The 21,852-nt window shown below is 40.8% G+C and carries 28 protein-coding genes; 19 read left to right on the plus strand and 9 right to left on the minus strand.

The features are described from left to right. Nucleotides 1–259: 259 nt before the first annotated feature. From P6733_RS01995 to P6733_RS02080, 18 genes are all read left to right on the plus strand, one after another. Nucleotides 260–1,027, plus strand: a complete 768-nt coding sequence (locus P6733_RS01995) for a ParA family protein (protein WP_306349907.1) — start codon at nt 260–262, stop codon at nt 1,025–1,027. Between the two features lie 11 nt (nt 1,028–1,038). Next, nucleotides 1,039–1,443 (plus strand): DUF3408 domain-containing protein, encoded by a 405-nt coding sequence (locus tag P6733_RS02000; RefSeq protein ID WP_026726958.1) that lies wholly within the window; start codon nt 1,039–1,041, stop codon nt 1,441–1,443. Nucleotides 1,444–1,446: 3 nt separating this feature from the next. Continuing rightward, a complete protein-coding gene (locus P6733_RS02005) occupies nt 1,447–2,082 on the plus strand; it encodes a conjugal transfer protein TraD (protein ID WP_306349909.1) in 636 nt (211 codons plus the stop codon). A 46-nt stretch (nt 2,083–2,128) separates the two neighbouring features. Next, nucleotides 2,129–2,950, plus strand: a complete 822-nt coding sequence (locus P6733_RS02010; RefSeq protein WP_306349910.1) for a hypothetical protein — start codon at nt 2,129–2,131, stop codon at nt 2,948–2,950. A gap of 197 nt (nt 2,951–3,147) precedes the next feature. Beyond that, nucleotides 3,148–3,453, plus strand: a complete 306-nt coding sequence (locus P6733_RS02015) for a DUF4134 domain-containing protein (RefSeq protein ID WP_035620828.1) — start codon at nt 3,148–3,150, stop codon at nt 3,451–3,453. Between the two features lie 12 nt (nt 3,454–3,465). After that, nucleotides 3,466–3,798: a DUF4133 domain-containing protein gene (locus tag P6733_RS02020; protein ID WP_306349914.1), complete on the plus strand. Its 333-nt coding sequence runs from the start codon at nt 3,466–3,468 to the stop codon at nt 3,796–3,798. Beyond that, entirely contained in the window at nt 3,795–6,299 is a 2,505-nt protein-coding gene (locus tag P6733_RS02025) for a TraG family conjugative transposon ATPase (protein ID WP_306349916.1), read from the plus strand. The genes P6733_RS02020 and P6733_RS02025 overlap by 4 nt, the downstream gene beginning before the upstream one ends. 29 nt (nt 6,300–6,328) lie before the next feature. Further along, entirely contained in the window at nt 6,329–6,961 is a 633-nt protein-coding gene (locus tag P6733_RS02030) for a DUF4141 domain-containing protein (RefSeq protein ID WP_306349918.1), read from the plus strand. A 3-nt stretch (nt 6,962–6,964) separates the two neighbouring features. Then, a complete protein-coding gene (traJ, locus tag P6733_RS02035; protein WP_109746246.1) occupies nt 6,965–7,960 on the plus strand; it encodes a conjugative transposon protein TraJ in 996 nt (331 codons plus the stop codon). Nucleotides 7,961–7,981: 21 nt separating this feature from the next. Continuing rightward, a complete protein-coding gene (gene traK / locus P6733_RS02040; protein WP_306349921.1) occupies nt 7,982–8,605 on the plus strand; it encodes a conjugative transposon protein TraK in 624 nt (207 codons plus the stop codon). 12 nt (nt 8,606–8,617) lie between these two features. Further along, nucleotides 8,618–9,058, plus strand: coding sequence for a hypothetical protein (locus tag P6733_RS02045; protein WP_306349923.1), 441 nt, complete (start codon nt 8,618–8,620; stop codon nt 9,056–9,058). Nucleotides 9,059–9,075: 17 nt separating this feature from the next. Next, on the plus strand, nt 9,076–9,360 hold the full coding sequence (locus P6733_RS02050) for a nitrogen regulatory IIA protein (RefSeq protein WP_306349925.1): 285 nt from the start codon (nt 9,076–9,078) through the stop codon (nt 9,358–9,360). Continuing rightward, on the plus strand, nt 9,347–10,669 hold the full coding sequence (gene traM / locus P6733_RS02055) for a conjugative transposon protein TraM (protein ID WP_306349927.1): 1,323 nt from the start codon (nt 9,347–9,349) through the stop codon (nt 10,667–10,669). The genes P6733_RS02050 and traM overlap by 14 nt, the downstream gene beginning before the upstream one ends. A gap of 23 nt (nt 10,670–10,692) precedes the next feature. Then, the gene (traN, locus tag P6733_RS02060) at nt 10,693–11,586 is read left to right on the plus strand and encodes a conjugative transposon protein TraN (RefSeq protein ID WP_306349928.1); all 894 of its coding nucleotides are present in this window, start codon (nt 10,693–10,695) and stop codon (nt 11,584–11,586) included. 21 nt (nt 11,587–11,607) lie between these two features. Next, nucleotides 11,608–12,168 carry a conjugal transfer protein TraO gene (locus P6733_RS02065; RefSeq protein WP_306349930.1) on the plus strand — a complete coding sequence of 187 codons (561 nt, stop codon included), beginning with the start codon at nt 11,608–11,610 and terminating at the stop codon, nt 12,166–12,168. Nucleotides 12,169–12,179: 11 nt separating this feature from the next. Next, complete coding sequence (locus P6733_RS02070; RefSeq protein WP_272092502.1) at nt 12,180–12,620, plus strand: DUF3872 domain-containing protein; 441 nt, start codon at nt 12,180–12,182, stop codon at nt 12,618–12,620. A 529-nt stretch (nt 12,621–13,149) separates the two neighbouring features. Next, entirely contained in the window at nt 13,150–13,602 is a 453-nt protein-coding gene (locus P6733_RS02075; protein ID WP_306349932.1) for a response regulator, read from the plus strand. Between the two features lie 74 nt (nt 13,603–13,676). Then, nucleotides 13,677–14,234 (plus strand): sigma factor-like helix-turn-helix DNA-binding protein, encoded by a 558-nt coding sequence (locus P6733_RS02080; RefSeq protein WP_084157329.1) that lies wholly within the window; start codon nt 13,677–13,679, stop codon nt 14,232–14,234. A 250-nt stretch (nt 14,235–14,484) separates the two neighbouring features. On the opposite strand, the gene P6733_RS02085 is transcribed toward P6733_RS02080, so the two are convergent. From P6733_RS02085 to P6733_RS02125, 9 genes are read right to left on the minus strand one after another with little or no spacing between them, the layout of a single operon-like run. Further along, entirely contained in the window at nt 14,485–15,291 is an 807-nt protein-coding gene (locus P6733_RS02085; RefSeq protein WP_306349933.1) for a PRTRC system ThiF family protein, read from the minus strand. Beyond that, nucleotides 15,288–16,016: a PRTRC system protein B gene (locus tag P6733_RS02090; protein ID WP_306349934.1), complete on the minus strand. Its 729-nt coding sequence runs from the start codon at nt 16,014–16,016 to the stop codon at nt 15,288–15,290. Before P6733_RS02090 ends, P6733_RS02085 begins: the two co-directional genes overlap by 4 nt. Beyond that, nucleotides 16,013–17,188, minus strand: coding sequence for a hypothetical protein (locus P6733_RS02095; RefSeq protein ID WP_306349935.1), 1,176 nt, complete (start codon nt 17,186–17,188; stop codon nt 16,013–16,015). Before P6733_RS02095 ends, P6733_RS02090 begins: the two co-directional genes overlap by 4 nt. A 16-nt stretch (nt 17,189–17,204) precedes the next feature. Beyond that, complete coding sequence (locus tag P6733_RS02100; protein WP_026726976.1) at nt 17,205–17,423, minus strand: PRTRC system protein C; 219 nt, start codon at nt 17,421–17,423, stop codon at nt 17,205–17,207. 25 nt (nt 17,424–17,448) lie between these two features. Then, nucleotides 17,449–18,048: a PRTRC system protein E gene (locus P6733_RS02105; protein ID WP_306349936.1), complete on the minus strand. Its 600-nt coding sequence runs from the start codon at nt 18,046–18,048 to the stop codon at nt 17,449–17,451. A gap of 12 nt (nt 18,049–18,060) precedes the next feature. After that, nucleotides 18,061–18,258, minus strand: coding sequence for a hypothetical protein (locus P6733_RS02110; RefSeq protein WP_306349937.1), 198 nt, complete (start codon nt 18,256–18,258; stop codon nt 18,061–18,063). A gap of 9 nt (nt 18,259–18,267) precedes the next feature. Next, nucleotides 18,268–18,465 (minus strand): DNA-binding protein, encoded by a 198-nt coding sequence (locus tag P6733_RS02115; protein ID WP_306349938.1) that lies wholly within the window; start codon nt 18,463–18,465, stop codon nt 18,268–18,270. A gap of 53 nt (nt 18,466–18,518) precedes the next feature. After that, on the minus strand, nt 18,519–19,592 hold the full coding sequence (locus P6733_RS02120; protein WP_306349939.1) for a DUF932 domain-containing protein: 1,074 nt from the start codon (nt 19,590–19,592) through the stop codon (nt 18,519–18,521). Nucleotides 19,593–19,635: 43 nt separating this feature from the next. Beyond that, nucleotides 19,636–20,013, minus strand: a complete 378-nt coding sequence (locus P6733_RS02125; RefSeq protein ID WP_306349940.1) for a single-stranded DNA-binding protein — start codon at nt 20,011–20,013, stop codon at nt 19,636–19,638. Nucleotides 20,014–20,584: 571 nt separating this feature from the next. On the opposite strand from P6733_RS02125, the gene P6733_RS02130 reads away from it, so the two are divergent. Beyond that, nucleotides 20,585–21,847: a protein NO VEIN domain-containing protein gene (locus P6733_RS02130; RefSeq protein ID WP_306349941.1), complete on the plus strand. Its 1,263-nt coding sequence runs from the start codon at nt 20,585–20,587 to the stop codon at nt 21,845–21,847. Nucleotides 21,848–21,852: the final 5 nt, after the last annotated feature.

A 21,852-nucleotide genomic window follows, 5' to 3' on the forward strand; every position in this document is an offset into this window, starting at 1 on the left:
ATTTTGGAATAAAAGCATAAGGTTTTAAAAGCGTAGAACTTTAAAAATGTAAAAGCATAAAAGTGGTAAAGCAATTTACCGATTACAACGTTTACCATTTGCTAAAAATTATTACTCACCAAGCTGTAATGAAAGCAAACAACAATCAAGGAAATTTTCAAAAAGGGAATACAGGCATATGGAAAATAGGTACTATTCAAATACACCAATATTTAAACCTACCAACCAAATAAAATGTGTAACAATAAATATTTAAAAAATGGAAACAAAAATGAAAACCTTAAAAATCAGTTTTTCAACGCCTAAGGGCGGTGTTGGAAAATCTACTATGACTGCACTACTTTCAAGTGTATTGCATTATCGTTTAGGATTTAATGTACTTGTAATGGATTGTGATTTTCCGCAACACAGTTTAGCCAATATGAGAGAAAGAGATTTGAAAACGATTATGCAGAATGACTACCATAAAAGAGCTGCAATGAAGTTGTATCAAAGTATCAATAAAAAGGCATATCCGATTATCAGTTGTAAAGCGGAGGATGCCTTATCAAAGGCTTTGGAATACATAAATGAATCTGCAATAGAGCCTGATATAATTTTTTTTGACCTTCCTGGTACAGCCAATACAAAAGGTGTGCTTACTACCTTAAGAAGAATGGATTTTATTTTTTCTCCAATCAGTGCTGATCGTCTAGTTATGGAAAGTACATTGAGCTTTACTAAAGCATTCCTTGGTTTACCCGAAACAGATGAGAGTAATAAGGATCAAAAAATGTGGATGTTTTGGAACCAGGTAGATGGTCGAGAAAAGACAGGAATATACGAGGCTTATCAAAGTGTTATTAACGAGCTTGATTTATCTGTAATGACCTCAAAAATAATGGATAGTAAACGTTTTAGGAAAGAAACGGATGATACACTCAACAGTGTATTTCGGTCAAGTTTGCTACCTGCCGAACCACAGCTTATGAAAGCAACTAGAATAGATTTGTTTGTCGAGGAGTTTTTAAAAATTGTTAATCTCTAAAACACTTAAGGATGTCCATAGATAAAAGAAGAAAAGACTTTGATAAACCTGCTGTTGATGAGGAGTTAATCATGAACATCATGAGTGGTAATAAGTCTTCTACTGTACCCGAAGCTAATCAGCAAAAAGAAATACTAAAGGAACCAAAACCAAAAGAAAAAGTCCGCACTGCTTCTTCAAAGAAGGTGGATTATGAGGAGATATTTATGGTCAATAGGTTTCCTTCAGGTCGTAATGGAAAGGTTGTTTACATACGTCCCGAATATCACGAAAGGTTAATCCGCATTGTGCAATTAACGAGGGAAGAAAAGACAACACTGTACTCCTATATTGACAACATCCTTGAACATCACTTTAAGGAGTTTGGGGATGATATTACTGATTATTTCAACGAACGTTTTAAACCCATTTTATAAGCTATGGAAAATGTAATTGTGATATGTCTGCTGATAGTCATTGTCCTGCTTTTGCAGGACAAGATTGTCATTAAGAAAAGGTCGGAGCAACAGCAGCCGAAACAGGAAAAAGTTAACCCAAACCTGCCGGATATTATGGGTCAGCCCAAGCCTGTAAGAAGCCTTTCAATTCCAAACAATGCCACTGAGAGCCAAATTGAGGAAACAGAGATAAATCCCTATAATTTAGACATTGAATACGACAAAAATGAAAACGTAAGTATTCAAATTCCGCAGGAAGAGCTGGACGAAGTTTTCAGTAATATGCCTGATTTTGAACAGGAAGAAGAAGAATGGAACAGGTACGGAATATCCGCAGGTGATGACAGTCTTGCCCAGGGGGTTACCTATGATGAACTAAGCTCCGTAGGGGAGTTACTCCAGAAAGAAAAATTGGAGCAGGCCCAAAAAGAAACGGCAATTGCAATAGTTCAAAAAATACAGGGTACTGAATTATTCAGCCTGCTGGAAAATTCTATAGAGGGTGCTTCAAGAAAAATAGCCATGCTGTTGGACAGCAGTCTCTCTGAACCTGATTCCGGTTCTTCCACTTTGCGGAAAAATGATTTGGGTGATTTTGATATTGGGGAGTTTGTTTGAAAGGGCAATACTCCCCTTTATTGTTTAATAAAAAACACAGAATATCATGGAAAGAGAGCTGCCAGTCATAAATATTGAAGGTACCGACTTTATTGTAGATGTATCCAAATTTGAACTCAGGGAAAAGGCTGACCCGACAAATATCATTGCATTTGAAAATATGCGTGATGTCGGAGATGGTTATACTTTTGACTACAGCCTGAAAAATAAAAATCTTCCATCTATGTTTGACCGTGAATGTATAACAGTTAAGATTTCTGAATTTGTGGCACTTGATCCGCAAGGAATGGCTGCCCGATATAATTATGCACCAGAAGAGGTAAAGGGTAAATCTGATTTTGAGCTAATGGTAGATCAAAAAACTTTTGATATGCGTGTAAACAAAGGAATATTGCCAACGGTAGATATTGCAGGACATACATTCTACGTTGATATCCGAATGGATATGCTCCGACCAAAAGATGATTTCCTTTCTAAAGGTATTGTGCTCTCGGATATCGAAAACTACTACGATGAAGACAAAAGAACCTATACCATACCTTATAATCCTAACACCCACGAATTCCATGAGCCCGACTATCAGAATATCAAGGAGCTTCCCAAAGATTTAATAGCTGTGCAGTTTCCCTCTGAAAGATTGCTTGACAGAATTGGATGGAACAGGCAACACGGATTTGAACTTACGCAAGGACTTGCAAAGCACGGTTTGAAATTAAAGTTTAGGGCGAAGCTTATTCCATGGAAAAAAACCTTTCTTCCTGATTTGATTGAAAGCAACCTCAAAACCGAAAAGAACCACCAAAAAGCCAACGAAAAACAGCTGCTTGCACAACCGGATATAAGCAAACCTAAAGGACGAAAAATGTAAGTCGGAACTCCGAGAACAGAACGCCAGACTGTAAAAAAGTCTGGCGTTTTTTTATGCTTAAACATCTACAATAATGCCAAAGTTAGCCAAGTAATTCCACTGACTGCCATATTGTTATGACGCCTTGATTTCCATAACATCTTTGTACTGAACGCCCGCAAAGTGTGGGAAATCAGAAACAATTAAAGTTTTTAATCATGGAAAAACAAACAAAAAAAATCCTGTTGGCAGCAGTGGCAATGCTGACAGGTTTAGGTGCGCTGGCACAGGGAAATGGTACGGCGGGTATCAATGAAGCCACGCAGATGGTAACCTCGTATTTCGATCCCGCCACGCAGCTTATTTATGCCATCGGAGCAGTGGTAGGCCTTATCGGAGGTGTTAAGGTATATAACAAATTCAGCAGCGGCGATCCCGATACAAGCAAAACCGCAGCAAGTTGGTTCGGTGCCTGTATCTTCCTAATAGTAGCTGCAACCATCCTGCGCTCATTCTTCCTTTAATCCCACAGTCTTATGAGTAATTATAACATCAACAAGGGCATTGGGAGAACCGTAGAGTTTAAGGGGCTGAAAGCACAATACCTTTTCATTTTTGCCGGCGGACTGCTCGGAACTCTTATGCTGGTCATGATACTATACATGGCGGGAGTTAACTCCTTCATCTGCCTGTTTCTTGGAGCCGGCGGTGCTTCTCTTATTGTATGGCAGACTTTCTCCCTGAATAAAAAATACGGTGAGCACGGACTCATGAAAGTGGGTGCAAAGAAAAGGCATCCCCGCTACATCATCTGCCGGAAGCCTGTACACTGCTATCTGAGGTTTACCCCTAAATCCAATGCCGTATGAGAAATTCAGCAAAGACCACAACATTGGAAAGCAGGTTTCCATTACTGGCGGTAGAGAATAACTGCATCCTGTCAAAGGACGCGGACATTACCGCCTGCTTTGAAGTGCGTTTACCGGAACTTTTTACAGTTGCATCTGCGGAATATGAAGCTATTCATTCTGCCTGGCACAAGGCTATCAAGACTTTGCCTGATTTTACGGTAATCCACAAACAAGATTGGTATATCAAGGAAAACTATGCCCCTGATTTGGCAAAGGATGACCAGAGCTTTCTGGCTAAATCCTACCAGCGTCATTTTAATGAGCGTCCATTCCTGAACCATTACTGCTACCTGTTCCTGACCAAGACGAGCAAGGAGCGTATGCGCATGCAGAGCAATTTCTCTTCGCTATGCAAAGGTTCGCTTATACCAAAGGAAATCAGGGACAAGGAAGCGATTCATCGTTTTATGGAAGCCGTCGCACAGTTTGAGCGTATCATTAACGACAGCGGACTTATCAAGCTGAACCGCCTGAGTGAAGAAGACATTGTGGGTACAGATGAAAAGCAGGGACTGCTGGAGCAATACCTGACGCTTTCGAGGGAAGCCGCGACACCGATGCAGGATATCGTACTGGGCGCTGAAGAGGTCCGTATCGGAAACAAAAGGCTGTGCCTGCATACTTTGTCCGATACTGATGACCTGCCCGGAACCGTCTCGGCAGATACCCGTTATGAAAAACTTTCTACAGACCGAAGCGACTGCAGGCTGTCATTTGCTGCACCCGTTGGACTGCTTCTGAGCTGCAATCATATTTACAACCAATACCTGTTTTTGGATAACAGCGAAGAGAGCCTTCAGAAGTTTGAAAAATCAGCGAGAAATATGCACTCTTTGGCTCGTTACAGCCGTGCCAACCAGATCAACAAAGAGTGGATAGAAAAATACCTGAACGAAGCACATTCATTCGGTCTTTCTTCCATCAGGGCACACTTCAACATTATGGCATGGTCGGATGATCCGGCGGAACTCAAACAGCTAAAAAATGATAGCGGGAGTGCACTGGCGCTAATGGAATGCAAGCCGCGGCACAATACCACCGATGTGGCCACGCTGTATTGGGCTGGAATGCCTGGAAATGCAGGTGATTTTCCAAGCGAGGAAAGCTTTTATACCTTCATTGAACCTGCCTTGTGCTTCTTCACGGAAGAAACGAATTACCACAATTCGCCTTCACCGTTCGGTATCAAAATGGCAGACAGGCTCACAGGAAAGCCCATCCATCTGGATATTTCTGATTTGCCGATGAAGCGCGGGATTATCACCAACCGGAACAAATTTATTTTGGGTCCGTCGGGAAGCGGTAAATCTTTTTTCACTAACCATATGGTAAGGCAATATTACGAGCAGGGCGCACACGTGTTGCTGGTCGATACAGGTAATTCCTATCAGGGATTATGTGAGCTAATAAAAGGCAAAACCAAAGGAGAAGACGGGGTGTATTTTACCTATACAGAGGACAATCCAATTGCCTTTAACCCTTTCTACACAGATGATGGCGTATTTGACATTGAAAAAAGGGAAAGTGTCAAAACGCTCATTCTTACCCTTTGGAAACGGGATGACGAGCCGCCAACCCGTTCTGAAGAAGTAGCATTGTCCAATGCGGTGAGCGGTTACATAGAACGTATCAAGTGCGATGATGTATATCCGTCTTTCAATGGTTTTTATGAATATGTTCAGGGTGATTACCGCCAGGTACTTCAGGAAAAACAGGTTAGGGAAAAAGATTTTGATATTGCCAATTTCCTCAATGTCCTGGAACCTTATTACAAAGGCGGAGAGTATGATTACCTGCTCAATTCCGATAAGCAGTTAGACCTGCTTTCCAAGCGATTCATCGTTTTTGAGATTGATGCCATTAAAGACCACAAAATTCTTTTTCCCATCGTGACCATCATAATTATGGAGGTCTTTATAAATAAGATGAGAAGGCTCAAAGGTATCCGCAAGCTCATCCTCATTGAAGAGGCCTGGAAAGCCATTGCCAAGGAAGGAATGGCGGAATACATCAAGTATTTGTTTAAGACTGTGAGAAAGTTCTTTGGAGAGGCAATAGTAGTAACGCAGGAAGTGGATGATATCATCCAGTCTCCTATTGTAAAAGAAAGTATTATCAATAACTCCGACTGTAAAATCCTGTTGGACCAGCGCAAGTACATGAACAAGTTCGATGACATTCAGGCGATGCTCGGTCTAACCGATAAGGAAAAGGCACAGGTACTTTCTATCAATATGAATAATGATGCTTCGCGCCTTTACAAGGAAGTATGGATAGGCCTCGGTGGTACGGATTCAGCAGTATATGCTACAGAAGTGAGCCTTGAGGAGTACCTCGCCTATACCACTGAAGAAACAGAAAAAATGGAAGTGATGCAGCTCGCATCAGAATTGGACGGCAATGTGGAACTCGCCATTAAGCATATTGCTATGCAGAGGCGCGAGAAAGCAAATCAGTAATAATAATTAACTATTTAAATTTAAGAAAAATGAAAAAACAAATGTTCATGGTGTATGCAGCAATTATGCTTGCCGCAGCGCCCTCAGTAAAAGCCCAGTGGGTGGTTACAGATCCTACGAACCTGGCTTCGGGTATCCTCAACAGCGCTAATGAAATCGTACAGACTTCATCTACGGTATCCAATGTTGTTAAAAATTTCAAGGAGGTGGAGAAAGTGTACAATCAGGGAAAAGAGTATTACGACAAACTCAAAGCCGTAAGCAACCTTGTGAAAGATGCCCGTAAAGTGCAGCAGACCGTGCTTTTGGTTGGGGACGTATCAGAGATGTATGTTACCAATTTCGGTAAAATGATGAACGATCCCAATTTTACACCGCAGGAACTTGCGGCTATTGGAAACGGTTATTCAGCATTGCTCAATGAGAGTACCGAACTTCTGAAGGAACTCAAGCAGATAGTTACCGCATCGAATCTCTCTCTAAATGACAAAGAGCGCATGGACGTTATCGACCGCGTTTATAAAGAAGTCAAAGAGTATCACAGTCTTGTCCGCTACTATACCAGCAAGAATATTTCTGTCAGCTACCTGAGAGCAAAAAAGAAAAATGACGCTAAGCGTGTACTTGAACTCTATGGGACTTCCAACCAAAAATACTGGTAAAGGATGGAATGGAATAATCTTCACGAAGTCCTGCGTTCGCTTTACGATGACATGATGCCGCTTGCAGGTGATATGGCAGCGGTAGCTAAAGGTCTGGCCGGACTGGGCGCGCTGTTCTATGTAGCATTAAAGGTCTGGCAGGCGTTAAGCCGTGCCGAACCTATCGATATGTTCCCGCTCCTGCGGCCTTTTGCCTTGGGATTATGTATCATGTTTTTTCCCACGATCGTCCTTGGAACCGTTAATGCGGTGCTAAGTCCTATAGTTACAGGAACGCATGCTATACTCGAAGACCAGGTGCTGGACCTGAACAAACTACAGCAGCAGAAAGACCAATTGGAATACGAAGCAATGGTACGAAATCCTGAAACTGCCTATATGGTTTCGGATGAAGAGTTCGACAAGAAGCTGGATGAACTCGGCTGGTCGCCTTCAGACATTGGGACAATGGCAGGAATGTACATGGATCGTCAGGAGTATAAGATTGAGAAAGCCATGAAAGAATGGTTCCGTAATCTTTTGGAAGTACTGTTTCAGGCGGCGGCATTGGTGATCGATACCATCAGGACATTTTTTCTTATCGTCCTGTCTATACTTGGCCCGATTGCCTTCGCTATTTCCGTCTGGGACGGTTTTCAGTCTACGCTTAACCAGTGGTTCACACGATATATAAGTGTCTACCTCTGGCTTCCTGTAGCGGACCTCTTTAGCTCGATGCTTGCGAGGATTCAATCCCTGATACTGGAACGTGACATTGAAATGCTGTCTGATCCGACATTTATTCCCGACACTTCAAATACCGTGTATATCATATTTATGATTATAGGAATTGTGGGTTACTTCACTATTCCAACAGTAACAGGCTGGATTATCCAGGCCGGCGGAGCTGGGAACTTTACACGCAATGTCAACCAGACAGCGATGAAAGCAGGAAATGTTACCGGAGCGGGAGCCGGTTCAGCAGCAGGAAATATTGGCGGCAGGCTGATGAGCAAATAAAACAACTAATTATTTAAGAAAATGGAATTTAAAACGCTAAGAAATATCGAAAATAGTTTCAGGCAGATAAGATTGTATGCTATTGTGTTTGCCATGCTCTGCACAGCCATTGCAGGATATGCCGTATGGAGATCTTACAGTTTCGCTGAACAGCAGAGACAAAAAATATATGTGCTGGACAATGGCAAATCACTCATGCTGGCACTCGCTCAGGACGCGTCTATAAACCGTCCCGTGGAAGCACGGGAACACGTAAGGCGCTTCCATGAACTGTTCTTTACGCTAGCTCCGGATAAAAATGCTATTGAGAGCAACATGAAAAGGGCATTTAATCTTGCCGATAAAAGTGCCTTTGATTATTACAAAGACCTCTCGGAAAAAGGATATTACAACCGTATCATATCGGGCAATGTACAGCAGCGTATCGAAATTGACAGCGTAGCCTGCAATTTTGAGAATTATCCGTATGCCGTGCGCACCTATGCCAAACAGTTTATCATCCGTTCGAGCAATGTGACAAAACGTAACCTTGTGACCTCCTGTTTTCTGGTTAACTCCGTCCGCTCGGACAATAACCCGCAGGGCTTTAATATCGAGAAATTTTCCGTGGTGGAAAATAAGGACATAGAAGTCATTGAACGTTAAAAATTAAGGAAAATGAAACTTTTACTTCATTTAGACGCATTGGTAAAAACCCTGACCGATAAGGGATATGACGGTTCTTTCCACACTGAGGGCTGTTGCCCAGGCAAACTAAAGGATAGCATTAGCGGGTTTTTACAGACTTGGGAAAATGGTAATGATGCTCCGAGATTAGCAAATTACTTGCATTTATCCACCTACCTCGAATGGAATGGCGAAGACAGGCCAAAGGTTGAGTGCAATATGCGGGTAAGATACGAGAACGGGAAATTCGATTTAGGGGATACAGAAATGTATATAAAAAGAACAGACCGCTACGGGCAATTAATGAAGGAATCTAAACAGACAAACCTTACAGCAAGTTCGCTTCCGACGATAAAGGAGGCTATTGCCCAAGTGTCAGAAAAACCCAATGAAGAGATTGCTCCGCGAAAAAGAGGGTTTAGAATGCGATAACCCATAATCTTTAAAGTATGAAAACAATAAGAATAAATATAGACAAGTGGTTTGACAAGCAGGATAAAATCTGGCGGGCCTTATCGTTAGACAGACAGCGAAGATATACGCTATGCCTTTTTTTAGTGTACCTGCTGCTTACCGTCGTGGTTATTTTAAAAGTGTGCTACGACATGGCAAAATCTGATAACAGGATGGTCATCGAGCATATTGACAACCCTGTCCGTAAAAAAGAAAGTCCTGCCTCCCAACTGGACACATTATCAACAAAATTAAAAGAAAAGATTTATGAAAGAAAATGAAAAAAGGGTCAGCGTTCTGGTTGAAGAAGCTGACCAATCCAGAGCATCCAATCTGCCCGATGATAAAAAGAGCAGCAAAGAACAGCTTAAAAAACCGGTAATATTCATACTTATGGGAATCGTTTTTCTCGGATGTATGTACCTGATATTTAAACCGTCTTCAGACAAGAAGGAAATCGAGAATATCGGGCTGAACGATGCCGTCCCGCAGGCCAGCGAAGCCGGCATGCAGGCCGACAAACAGAAAGCATATGAGCAGGAAATGCTGGAGCAGAAAGATCAGGAAAAACGTAATGCCTTGACCACGCTTTCCGATTACTGGAATGAGGACAGTTCATCTAAAGACAATCAGGATACACTCGCTGAGCAGGAAGATCAAAGCATGGGTTACGGTAATAATCCGGGAAGATCATCTAATCCGGCATTAAACAGTTACCGCAATTCTCAAAGTGCGCTTGGCTCCTTTTATAAGGATGACAATAATGAAACGCAAGAACTCCGCAGACAGCTTGATGAGCTGAAAGAAAAGCTGGCTGATAAAGACGTTCCCAAAAGCGTGACTGTAGATGACCAGCTGGCACTCATGGAAAAGTCCTATCAGATGGCTGCAAAATATCTTCCGACAGGTACAAATAATGGTGAAGCTTCCCCCAACAAAGGCAGTACAGCTTCTGCCAGTACGCAGAAAGAGTATTTTGTGGCATTTGCCCCTGCAGGAAAAAAAGCCGTTTCGGCTTTGTACAGAGAGCCTTCAGATAGTACTTTTTTAGCGGATTGGAGCGCAAATAAAAACAGGAATTTTTATACTCCGGGATCTGTACAGCAGATTGCACAACCCAAAAACAGTGTGAAAGCCTGCATACAGGAAACGCAGACCATTATTGGTGAAAGCGGCGTGCGCCTGCGTTTATTGGAACCTGCCCAAACACCTAACCGCACCATCCCGCAGGGAACGCTCTTAACGGCAATCGCTAAATTTCAGGGAGGTCGTTTACAGATGAAAATTACTTCCATAGAACTCGATGGTAATATTATCCCGGTAGACATAACCATTTATGACCTTGACGGTCAGCAGGGTTTGTACGTCCCGTATTCTCCTGAAATGAATGCCCTTACTGAGATGGCCGGTAATATGAGCCAGACTTCAGGAACGAGCCTGATGCTGACCCAATCAGCAGGACAGCAGGTTGCGGCAGATTTGAGCAGAGGTGTTGTACAGGGCATTTCAGGCTATTTCTCCAAAAAAGTAAAAACGCCAAAAGTTACCCTGAAAGCTGGCTATCAGGTATTTCTTGTCTCTAAAAAATAATAATAAACTAAAATAAATTAACAATGAAAAATTATTTAAAAACCTTTTGGGCAGCTGCCCTTATGATCGGCTTTTCCGCCGCCTCTTTTGCGCAGGAAACTGCAAAAACTTCGCTTGCCCTGGGCAGGATAGAATCGTACGAAATGCAGGTTACTTACGACAAGACTTCTCATCTGATTTTCCCAAGCGCAATACGTTACGTGGATCTGGGAAGTGAGTACATAATTGCAGGAAAAGCAGAAGACGCAGAAAATGTGCTTCGCGTAAAAGCCTCGGTAAAGGACTTTGAGCCTGAAACTAATTTTTCGGTGATTACCGACGACGGCCGTTTTTACAGCTTCAACGCCTATTATAGTGCCTGCCCATCTACATTGAGTTACAACCTTCTGGCAATGCAAAAGGCGGTGGATAGATCCGCCGGACAAGATGTACTATTTGAAGAGCTGGGGAACAACTCGCCATCCCTGGCAGGTTTGATACTGGAAACGATCTATAAAAAGGATAAACGTTTTGTAAAACATATTGGGGCAAAAAGTTTCGGTATTCAGTTTATTCTCAAAGGAATTTACATCCATAACGGTAAATACTATTTCCATACCGAACTGGATAATCGCACGAATGTTCCCTTCCAGATTGAATTTATGAATTTCAAGGTGGTAGATAAGAAAATAGCCAAACGCACCGTGATACAGGAAAGACCGATGATACCGCTTCGCAATTACAAGCCACTGAGTGTGATTGGCGGTAACGAAGTCGAACAAAACGTATTCCTTTTGGACCAGTTTACTATTGCCGATGATAAGGTATTGCTGATTGAGATTTTTGAGAAGAACGGCGGAAGGCATCAGACGCTTCAGGTGGAAAATTCGGATTTGATAAAAGCCCGATTAATTAGCGACATGCATCTGAAGTTTTAGTAATCCATTAAGCAATAGAAAATGAAAAAGTATATCTATACAGTAATGCTCGTTTTGATGAGTATCACAATTGCACAGGCACAACGTATGCTGCCTAAACAAAAAGGACTGGAAGTAAATTCAGGTGTATTATCCAATGACAAAATCGGCAATGATTTTTACATTAATGCGGCTATGATCGTAAATGGTAAAAACGGGAATTACCAGCTTTGGGCTTTAGAATATGCACACCAATATTATCAATATAAAGACCTCCGCATTCCGCAGGAGACCTATACCGCAGAAGGCGGCTACAGTTTCTTGCTGCTGGGCGATGCCCGTAAGAACATTACATTCAATGCAGCCATAACAGGTGTAGTTGGGTATGAAAGTATCAATCGAGGCGAAGAGCTTTTATTTGACGGGGCGAAAATAATAAGTGAAGACAATTTCATTTACGGTGCTGGCGGACGGCTGTCTTTTGAAACATACCTGTCCGATCATTTTGTATTAGTCCTGCAAGGGCGTACAAAAGTTTTGTGGGGTACTGACCTGAAACAGCTCCGCCCATCCGCAGGTGTGGGATTAAGATTTAATTTTTAAAACGAAAAACGATGACAGCATTTTTTAATAAGTTGAGAATAGGGTTACTGCCGGTATTGCTGGCAGTCCTGCTAAGTTCTGCTACACTCTTATCCTGTGATAAGGAAGAACTGGAAATACAGCATGAGTTCCCATTTGAGGTAAATGTTATGCCCGTACCCAAGGAAATTGCCATTGGAGATACCGTAGAAATAAGGTTAACAATAGAGCCTACAGGTAATTACACAGGTACGCACTATTTTATTCGCTATTTTCAATTCGACGGACAGGGCACATTACGTTATTACAATGAACCGGCTTACCAGCCAAATGATTTATATTCGATACCAACAGAACAGTTCAGACTGTATTACACTTCAAACTCCACCGTTTCCCAATCTTTTGAAGTGTGGATTTCAGATAACTTTGGGAATGAAAAACAATTGAGTTTTGAATTTAACAGTAGCGATTAAGAGTACAATATTAGTTTAATATAAACAGTACAATTTAGATTTTTTTAAGCACAACCCGGAGATCATCTTCGGGTTGTTTTATTGTCAATTATTAATGGATTCTGTTAAAGAAACATTGGATAACTTCACAAACGTTACTATCTTTGGACAAAATATAGAAAACTCATTTAGTGTTTTTGCTTAGGGCTCGGTAACTGAAAACTGGTAATTTTTAAAGACCGCGAGACAAATAAGTAAGGACGCTCATGCCATTGGCGTGGGCGCTCGCTTATTCGTGGTCGGGTATACCAGTGCCTCAGTTCCGATAAGTGTAGTGGTCTGCGCCATATTTTTTATAGAACGGCGATTACGGCTACTTAACTAAGCAGGAACATATTTTCAGTTATCGACAAGTAATTTATAAAGACCTTTTATTATTACTCTGAAGTATTAATAAAGTCTTTAATCACTACATATAGGACGAAAGTCCTATGGCGACAAATTATGGGTCATTATTTTCTATAATTTGTTCAACATTAAATAAGGAATAATGGAAAAAGAGAATCAGATTACGATTGCCTTAATTGATGACCATGAAGGGCTTAGAATATCCCCTCAAAATTTTTTGGAATATAGTAATTTTAAAGTGGTGCTTCAGGCTGCTAACGGTCAGGAAGCAATCGAGGGTTTGCAGTTGCAGGAAGTACTGCCGGACATTTGTATACTTGATATCAGCATGCCTGTTATGGATGGTCACCAGACAGCCAAGCAGATGGCAGAAAGATACCCCGAGATCAAGATATTGGTTTTCAGCAGTCTTGACAATAAGAAAAGTATAATCGAAATGCTTAGGCTTGGCGTTCGGGGCTACGTACTGAAAGGTTCTGCTCCTGAAAAACTAAAAAAAGCTGTAATCAAGCTGGATCAGGGAGAGTATTATTTCAGCGAGACAATAAGTAAAACTGCCTTAACCTACTTAGCAGGAAACAGCGATTTGGCTTAATTCAGGTGCACGCTACAAATTTAATGTTAGGCACTATATATACTTTGTGACGACACTTAACTACAATCTTACGAATGATGTTAACTAATACACTGATAGACCGTACCAATAGATTTTATATCGAAATGTCCAGAAAGGTACTTTCTGAAAAGGAATATGATATACTCCAGAAACTTTTGATAGATAAAATGACACTTAAGGAGTTGGGTGACAATTACGGGGTCACCGGCGAGAGTGTCCGTAGATTATATGAAAGGACATTTGAAAAAGTGAAGTGTGTAACTGAAATGCTTGACGATATAGACCACTATAAACAGAAATTAGAGCAGTTAAAAGAGGACTTTGAATACGAAACAGGGCGGATTAAAAAAAGAAGAAGTAAAGCTGAAACCGACCTGAATAAATTGCTTTATGATACCCATTTTCCTTTCAGCAAGAGAATGTTCACTATAATCGAGGCTTTAGGGATTACTACCATAGGAGAACTTGCAAATATCCCCCTCAAGGATTTTCAGTGTTTCAGGGGATTTAAAGGGAAGTGTAAAAATGAACTGATCGCTTTTATTGAGTTTGAACACATTGAACATCTTTTCAAGGGTTTTTCTGTTTGGAAAACAGTCCCAGTTAAATAGGATAACAATTATAAAAAGCTGTCCGAAATTGCGGCGTTCTTTTGCTTCTTTTCTTTGGTCGCTTTTACGGAAAGAAAAGAAGTCCTCTAAAATAATAAAAGGGATAATGATATCCCTCGAATAATTCTCGCAGCCTGTTTGATAAAATGGCGCATTGTGCATTTTTATTAAAGTGGCTGCACCGCTTAAACGCAAAAAGACTGTCCCGATCTTTTGGGAGGGAGTGTCTTTTTGCCACCCGATTTTCGGGTCAGGCGACTTTTAGGGGTTGTGACTGAAAGTTTCCAAGATTAAGGAAAAATCCCCTGTACTCGGTCATACCATAGCGGAACAAGCTCCACAACAGCGAACATCCCATTTGTGCCAAGGCAGAATTGATAAATAATTCCTGTTTTTCCAAGGCTTCTGCTAAGGAACAGCTTGGCGTATCGTCCTGCTGTTCTGATTGTCTTAATAATTCGCCAAATTCTTCGGTAACAAACGGCAGGCTTGCCACCGTTTCATACTTTTCAGAGTTGGGTTGCTTAATTTCTCCAATAGTGGATAATATGACCTGTCCTGTATGTTGGCTGTTGCCAAAGTCTAACCAATATTTTGGCGTATCTCTATGATTTCTGCGGTTGCATAATTCTTTAAGTATTTCAGCAACACCAAACCTCGCCTGTACATTGTCCACACAAGTAATGTAGATTGTTGCCTGTGCATTTTGGGGCAGTCTTGCCAAACTATCTTTCTCAAATTTCACCGTTTCCGCTTTCCAATAAGTTCCCATAAAACGATTGGCTCGGTTTATCAGGGCACCGGATTTACATAAGCCAACCTCGCACTCGGCAAAACGCTGTCTGCCCAAATTGGCAGTCGTGATAACATCGTCGTCCCAAAGGCGAACGGATAGTCCTGCGTGTCCAAGTTCAACTAAACTGTGGTTCATTTCCATTAAGGCGGTCAGTACTTTTGAACCCGTGCCTCCTGCACCAATTATGTTCACAGTGATAGGGTTAGTCGGATTTATGAGGTAGTTATCCGTAAAATGTATTTTTGTTTTCTCGGTATTCATGGCAATAGATTTTTAAGTGTTTTGTTGTTTTTTTTCAATACTTCTTTAGGAAAAGGTTTACCCGTTTGGATAAGCTCTTTCCAAAGGTTTACACAATTGCCTTGTATCGGACTGTTGTTTCCCAGTAAATGGCTGAAGTAACTGTTGAAAAAGTAATCTTCCCAAGCAAGTGTAAATTCTTCTATCGAAGCGGAGTTTTTGATATTGATATTGACCGAACCCATACATACTTTCCCATCTTGGTAGATGTTAAAAAATGGTGCGCAATACAAAGGTGTTTTCTCTGTTGGTCTTCTATCGCTTACAAGTGCATAAACCGCAAGGCTGTTTTTGTTGGCATACCAAATCATTGGTGGTACATACGCAATTCCGTTGGGTATATCCAAATTCTCCACAAAATACAGTTGTCGCTTTTGTGCTTTTGAGTGCCATAGTACAGCACCTTTCTCTTTATTAGGATTGATATGCAGTATGTTCGACCCCAAAATCCCATTGGATTTTAAAAAAGCTTGTTCCTTGTCCTTTTCTGTTACCAATGCCCTTGCCAATACTTTTGCTTCCCTCTCTGTGAGTGGGTGGGCATTAATAGGAGTGCCGTTATTGTCCATATCAAAATGCTCCACATATACATCGCTGTCCGCTCCTTTGGTTTCATAGAAAACGAGTGCAGATTTAGGATGGTACAACGTACCAAAGCTTTCTGTTATATCTATTGTATTTTTCATTTTCTTGTGGTTTTATAATTATAAAGCAAATCGCATATATCGTCCAAAAGGGCAAATAATCTGTTCTCAAAATCAAGGGTGTTTTTCGTTACCGCTTTTGTGTCAAATCGTTTGCAGATGGTCGGTTCCTGCATTTCTGCGTATTCATTAAACTCGTTGTTGATGCTCTGGGCAAGGTTCTCGTATAGCCATCCTTTTGTGTGCGATATAAAAGAAATATACTTTTCCATACCAATGGTTTCATTGTCGTCCTCATCGTTATCAGGGTCTTGTTCAGGCATTGGCGCATTTCGGAAAATGCTTGCGTTGGGGTATTCTGTGTACAAGGCAAAGGCGTTGCACGCAATCTGCCAACATTCGTGGTCGAATGCATCACTACTTTTAAAAGTGTTTAAACGCTGACCGAATACCTGTAAACTCATAGGGTTAAAAATCTTTTGCTCGATACAATCTCCAATGAATTCCGCTTTTTCAAACTCAAGCTTATACGCTTCATTTTCGTCTATTTCATCGTCCTGCTCCACCCATTCTTTGTGCATCTCATACATCCAATACAGGTAGCTGTCTTCCTGTCTGAAATAAGGAATATCAGCAATGTGGTATAGGTAAGAGCAAACAGAAATAAGCAGTTGGGCGTTTCTTTTGCGCTTGGGGTCGTGGAGCATCTGATAAAGCGGTTCAATCGGTATATAATACAGGGTTGTACCGGTGTTGTATTTTTCCTCACTGATGAAATAGGTTTGCTTACTGTCCTGCACCAAACGTATTTCCTGCCAATTCAGAACACTTTGCTTTAACTTTTCTTCAATATCCCTTATAGCCAACGCCATATTGTAAGGATAGTCAAATTGGTTGGTCTGCATTGGTTCTATCTTGTAATGCTCTGCAAGTAATGACAGCGACTTGTAAAAATCCTTGTGCATTTTTGCTGTTTCCATACAAGCCTGTAGCGTTTCAGTTTCTTTCAGTCTTGGCAGGAACGAAGTCTTTAGAAAACCATTGGCAACATTTCCACAGGTACTGACCTGCGTTTGTCTTTTTGAACTTCGCTCGCATCTTTGGGTTTTTGCATCCATTGGGCGAACTCGCTGAGCTGTTTGTACAACTGCCTTTGTCTTTTTTGTTCGGGTTGCTTGATTGTTCCCGATATGATATGTTTGTGCATAGTCCATTGTTTTAAATTTAGATTTAACCTTTAGTGCCCATTACACTCTCAAATCGATATTCTACTGCATCATCCTTGATGACGGGTGCAGATACTTTGGCGGTTGTCAGAATGGGATACCTGTTGGCGTAAAAATTTAGTACTGCTTCCACGCTCCAGCGTGGTTCGGGATCGGTCAATATAATATCGTGTCCTTTATCTTTAAGTATAAACACCCTTTCCAATTGCGTTGCTAATAACATGATGATGAATTTTAAGTTATTACATTTAGTTTTCCTGTGCAGTTTCTGTTGGGTAATCGGCAGTTACTTGTTCCGATTTTGCGGGTTCAGGTTTTTCTTCCTCGATAGCTCCAAAAAGACTTGGCGCAGAAAACTTGTCGGATAGTTCTCTTTTGCGTTTTCGTATCTCGTCAGCCTTTTCAGGGAACTCTGTTATTTCGGGTACTTTTACCCACGCTTCACGGTGCTTTCCTTCTTTCTCAAGTTCATCCGCTTTTGCCATTGCGTCTTTGAACTTTTTGTCTTTGGCTTCCTGTTCTTTCTTCTGCCTGTCGGCTTTATCTTTTTCCATTGCCGACTGTTTTTTGGTTTCTTCCAACTGCTTCATAAAGTTTTCCATATCGACCATTAAGCCCGAAGCGGTCTGTATGGGTGTGGTTATCTTTTCGAAAAAACCGTTGTCAAGTTCTTCGGCTGTTCCCCGAAGATTAAGGGGCGGTATGATGTTCTTTGCGTTATCTCCGCATTGTTCGTTTTGGAGCATAACCGATACGATTAGGTTGTTTTCTGCTCCTTTTGCTATGGTGAGTTGCAAATCACCTGTAATCTGCAACTGTGCTACCTGATGGAAAAAATTTGCGTTCATCGTTCTAAAATTTTAATTGTCGTGTAATTGTTTTTTAATGGCTCTGAGTTTCTCGTGCATATCTGCCCAATAGGTTTTCTGCCTTTTATCAAACTCGGAGAAACTTTTGTCCTTGTGGCGATATTCCTTATAGTGTCCTGCCATTTTAATGGCTTTTTTAAGGTTGCTCACCTCAATAGGGCAACCGTTCAAATCTGTTATCTTCATCATTTTATCTGTTCAGTTTTCAGCGTTATAAACTCCGTTCTCATAATAGCCTGTAAGCTGTTCCCAATTCCTTAAAAGGCTATTGGTATCTATATAGAAATATTCGGTTCTATTGCAATAAATGATATATACAGCCTCGTCTTTGTACTTCGTTTCAAGGCTTTGTGATTTAGCCATACTTTTAGCTTCGTCTATTGATTTTGCTTTCATATCAGTTAATTTATAACAGGCTACCACCGATTAAAGCGGTAGCCTTTGGTTATCTAATTAAAGTTTAGGACTTCTGCACCATCCAAGGCAAAGCCTGTACACAAGTCAAATGCGTTTTGTGATTTGAGTTGAGCAGTACCGCCCAAAACAATGCTCTGTAACTTGGCTTCATCATCTTTGTATTTGCGTACATTCTGATAGTAGCCTGTAACAGCGTTATATGCTCCGAACAATGTGCCTTTGGTAGTGTCCATCTGCTGTGTGTCGCTTGTCATAGCATACGCAAAGGCATCCTCAACGGTATTTTTGAATATGGTGGAAATTTCATCTTCCGCTCCTTTTTTTAGTAAATCGAAAGTTTCTTTATTTGGACAAAGTGCCAATTGGATTAGCTTTCTCACTTCCTTGTCTGTTACCTTTACTTTTGCCCATTCATTGAAAATATTCTCTAACTGGATGCTCAAGGTGTTCGCCAATCCCATAATCTTGTGAGCGTTCTCAATACGCTGTTTTGCTCCCGAAGTGTGTTTGATACGCACTACATTAGTCATACTGCGCAAGGATGCATTAAGCGTGTTTTGGCATACGATACGAATAGGAGTAAAAGCGGCTGTGATACTTCCGCTACCATCGTGTGAAGTGGTCAGGAAAATGTATTTTTCGGTTACATCATCGCCATTTCCAACTCGGATATAGTCGGGCAGTTTGGCTGTGATAAATATGCGTTCCCCATTACCCAGCGCTCCTGCGGTTTCATATAGTATTCCCTCTCCACCGCCTACAATGGCATCAAAGAAATTAAATGCTTCACGGTTTTGCACGATATGATAGTCTTTGCCTACCACGCCCAATACTGCGTTGTTATCCGTGCGTATATTGGCAAAATAGTTAGGGACTTCCAATTCGTTACTGCCTATCTCGATACTGTCAGCCGTTTGAATAATACCCGAACTTTTGGTAAATAGCGGACTTTTAACGACTTCATAATCTAACCCTGCAAATTTTATAGCTTCCTCGCTTGTTGGGTATTGCTCTACAATTTGCCCTAGTCCGTGCCACGCTTTTTCCTTTACGCTAAAGAATGAATAACGTCCTGTTTCGCTGTTAAAATTGATATTATGTGCCATGATTTTAAATTTTAAATTGTTTGAATTATTTAGGTGCTCGTTGTTAAAATGGTAGGTCGTCCTTTGTATCGTCATTGTTGTTTCCTGTGGGAGCCTGTAACGCTTCGGCTTTTTTACCGCCCCCGTGTAGTTTGATTTGCGAGGTGTTGAAGTTCAGTCCTGCGTGCGGTTGTCCGTCACTGCCTGTCCACGCTCTTGCGCTCACTTTTCCTGTAAGTTCGACCACTGTACCTTTTGTGAGTATCTGCGCTACTTTTGGACTAAGCCAATAGGCGCAGTCGAAATACGTTGTCTGACCTATGTGCTCGCCTGCTTTGTTTTTGTAGCTGTCGTTGATGGCTACCGAAAAGTTTACTACTGTTTTGCTGTTTGACACGTTGCGTACCTGCGCATCCGCTGTCACTCTTCCTGTGATGTTCATAATTTCTACGATTTTTAGTGATTAATTTTTTTTGAAATTTTATTCGGCAATGAGAGGAGGTGCTGTTTTGTTTCATCAAATCCATTTTTAATATTTTACTTTTCATTGCTGACATTTTTTTTATTCGTCTAAAGAGCCGGAGTATGCTATGTTTCGTTTCGGGAGCATAAAAAGGTTAGTGTTTAGCAATAGCAAGGTTTTGACAAAAAATACAACCCGGATGGGTGGAGATTTTTTGTCAAACCTGAAGGGCCTGGCCTTGCTATTGCGTTAAGGACACGGAAATACCTTTGCTGCTGAAATGAGACAAAAGCATACTGGTTATTGAATTTAAAAATGAATGGGAAGCAATAAGGATTGAACTTGCAAGTACAGATATGATTCAATATGCATGTCATGGCAGTGTATGGAGCATTCCAGTTCGATTATAAAACGATCTGTTGGCGTTGTCATATCCAATTACAGCCTTACAGTCATTCCTCTAAGCTCTATAGAGCCTTTAAAATAAATGCGCAGATATAAATGAGCAAATTAAAATTGTAGGTTTGTAATAAACTATACTGTATTATCAATGAATTTACACGACTTAAGACAAGCTCAGGCTAGATATATAAAAAGAATTGACCGCATTATAGAAGGTCGCGACAATCTTCATAAAATTCGCGCTGAATTTATTAAACACTTTAAATACACCAATATTCGTACTATGCATGTGGACGAATATGTTCTTGGGAAGACGGTTGCAAAAGACAGTTACAATTTTTGTTACACGCTTGAGCGGGAACTCGATGGCTTAGGCCGAATAATCGGTGCTAACGCGTTTAAATTTGGTGTGTACTATGGAAGGACTAAATCAGATCCACATATAGAATATCGCTTTGCTAAAAAATTTGGCAATAATAACATTATAGCATTTGAGAATGTCCGCACAAAAATCCTTGAACTTCTCGATGCAGGCGCTGCTGGTGACTTAGCCGCAATAGCGACTAACAATATTTCCCCGATGTTTAAAGGAAAAATCCTATCTACTTATTATCCGGATATTTACTTGAATGTATTTTCACCAGAACACCTAAATTACTTTTTAGTTAAATTAGATTTAGATACAGAGTGGCTCATTAGCGCAGATGCAGTTTATAAAAGGAAAGCATTAGTTGAATTTAAAAATTCGGACCCTATCATGCGAGCTTGGTCTGTTGATATATTTTCCGATTTTCTATATACAGAATATCCGGGAAGGCCTGTTACAAAAGGAAATCCACAACAAGAAACATCAATCTTGGAAGATTATGTCGATCCTGAATTTCCCCCAAATCCAATCGCATCGTTCATAGAATTAATGACAATATCTTCAACGGAAACTAAAAGACCAGGTCCAGTACCGGGTAAGACAGAACATGGAAAAAAGAACTATGAAAAAGAAGCTCGAAAACTTAAAAAGTTAGGCGACCGTGGAGAAAAGGTTGTAATGGATTTGGAAGCTAAGCGATTACGTGACGGAAATAGGGAGGATTTAATAAAATATATTGATAGAGTATCTCTCAAGTCAGATTCGTATGGATATGATATTCTCTCCTTTGAGCTTGACGGAAGTAAAAGATATATAGAGGTTAAAGCTACAACCGCGAAGGTGGGGAGTGCCAACTTTTTTCTGTCTGCTAATGAACTGAGGGAAGCAGAAGAGTCCGATAATTACTTTATTTATATGGTTTACGACGTAACTTCTGAGTCGCCAAAAGTTTGGCCTATAAGAAACCCATTTAAGCCGGATAATGAGGTTATTACAAAGACTCCTGTTACCTATTATATAAATATTAAAGCATCAAGAAAATAATTTAT

Source organism: Flavobacterium aerium (genome assembly GCF_030766725.1).
Classification (GTDB): domain Bacteria; phylum Bacteroidota; class Bacteroidia; order Flavobacteriales; family Flavobacteriaceae; genus Flavobacterium; species Flavobacterium aerium.

Coding starts and splice junctions, on each gene's coding strand:
- P6733_RS02020 (WP_306349914.1), top strand. CDS start 3,466: ATGAGTAATTATAACATCAACAAGGGCATTGGGAGAACCGTAGAGTTT.
- P6733_RS02110 (WP_306349937.1), bottom strand. CDS start 18,258: ATGATGAAGATAACAGATTTGAACGGTTGCCCTATTGAGGTGAGCAAC.
- P6733_RS02095 (WP_306349935.1), bottom strand. CDS start 17,188: ATGGACTATGCACAAACATATCATATCGGGAACAATCAAGCAACCCGA.
- P6733_RS02050 (WP_306349925.1), top strand. CDS start 9,076: ATGAAAACAATAAGAATAAATATAGACAAGTGGTTTGACAAGCAGGAT.
- P6733_RS02085 (WP_306349933.1), bottom strand. CDS start 15,291: ATGAATACCGAGAAAACAAAAATACATTTTACGGATAACTACCTCATA.
- P6733_RS02070 (WP_272092502.1), top strand. CDS start 12,180: ATGACAGCATTTTTTAATAAGTTGAGAATAGGGTTACTGCCGGTATTG.
- P6733_RS02045 (WP_306349923.1), top strand. CDS start 8,618: ATGAAACTTTTACTTCATTTAGACGCATTGGTAAAAACCCTGACCGAT.
- P6733_RS02120 (WP_306349939.1), bottom strand. CDS start 19,592: ATGGCACATAATATCAATTTTAACAGCGAAACAGGACGTTATTCATTC.
- P6733_RS02125 (WP_306349940.1), bottom strand. CDS start 20,013: ATGAACATCACAGGAAGAGTGACAGCGGATGCGCAGGTACGCAACGTG.
- P6733_RS02010 (WP_306349910.1), top strand. CDS start 2,129: ATGGAAAGAGAGCTGCCAGTCATAAATATTGAAGGTACCGACTTTATT.
- P6733_RS01995 (WP_306349907.1), top strand. CDS start 260: ATGGAAACAAAAATGAAAACCTTAAAAATCAGTTTTTCAACGCCTAAG.
- traJ (WP_109746246.1), top strand. CDS start 6,965: ATGGAATGGAATAATCTTCACGAAGTCCTGCGTTCGCTTTACGATGAC.
- P6733_RS02090 (WP_306349934.1), bottom strand. CDS start 16,016: ATGAAAAATACAATAGATATAACAGAAAGCTTTGGTACGTTGTACCAT.
- traN (WP_306349928.1), top strand. CDS start 10,693: ATGAAAAATTATTTAAAAACCTTTTGGGCAGCTGCCCTTATGATCGGC.
- traK (WP_306349921.1), top strand. CDS start 7,982: ATGGAATTTAAAACGCTAAGAAATATCGAAAATAGTTTCAGGCAGATA.
- P6733_RS02130 (WP_306349941.1), top strand. CDS start 20,585: ATGAATTTACACGACTTAAGACAAGCTCAGGCTAGATATATAAAAAGA.
- P6733_RS02100 (WP_026726976.1), bottom strand. CDS start 17,423: ATGTTATTAGCAACGCAATTGGAAAGGGTGTTTATACTTAAAGATAAA.
- traM (WP_306349927.1), top strand. CDS start 9,347: ATGAAAGAAAATGAAAAAAGGGTCAGCGTTCTGGTTGAAGAAGCTGAC.
- P6733_RS02115 (WP_306349938.1), bottom strand. CDS start 18,465: ATGAAAGCAAAATCAATAGACGAAGCTAAAAGTATGGCTAAATCACAA.
- P6733_RS02080 (WP_084157329.1), top strand. CDS start 13,677: ATGATGTTAACTAATACACTGATAGACCGTACCAATAGATTTTATATC.
- P6733_RS02075 (WP_306349932.1), top strand. CDS start 13,150: ATGGAAAAAGAGAATCAGATTACGATTGCCTTAATTGATGACCATGAA.
- P6733_RS02105 (WP_306349936.1), bottom strand. CDS start 18,048: ATGAACGCAAATTTTTTCCATCAGGTAGCACAGTTGCAGATTACAGGT.
- P6733_RS02000 (WP_026726958.1), top strand. CDS start 1,039: ATGTCCATAGATAAAAGAAGAAAAGACTTTGATAAACCTGCTGTTGAT.
- P6733_RS02030 (WP_306349918.1), top strand. CDS start 6,329: ATGAAAAAACAAATGTTCATGGTGTATGCAGCAATTATGCTTGCCGCA.
- P6733_RS02005 (WP_306349909.1), top strand. CDS start 1,447: ATGGAAAATGTAATTGTGATATGTCTGCTGATAGTCATTGTCCTGCTT.
- P6733_RS02015 (WP_035620828.1), top strand. CDS start 3,148: ATGGAAAAACAAACAAAAAAAATCCTGTTGGCAGCAGTGGCAATGCTG.
- P6733_RS02065 (WP_306349930.1), top strand. CDS start 11,608: ATGAAAAAGTATATCTATACAGTAATGCTCGTTTTGATGAGTATCACA.
- P6733_RS02025 (WP_306349916.1), top strand. CDS start 3,795: ATGAGAAATTCAGCAAAGACCACAACATTGGAAAGCAGGTTTCCATTA.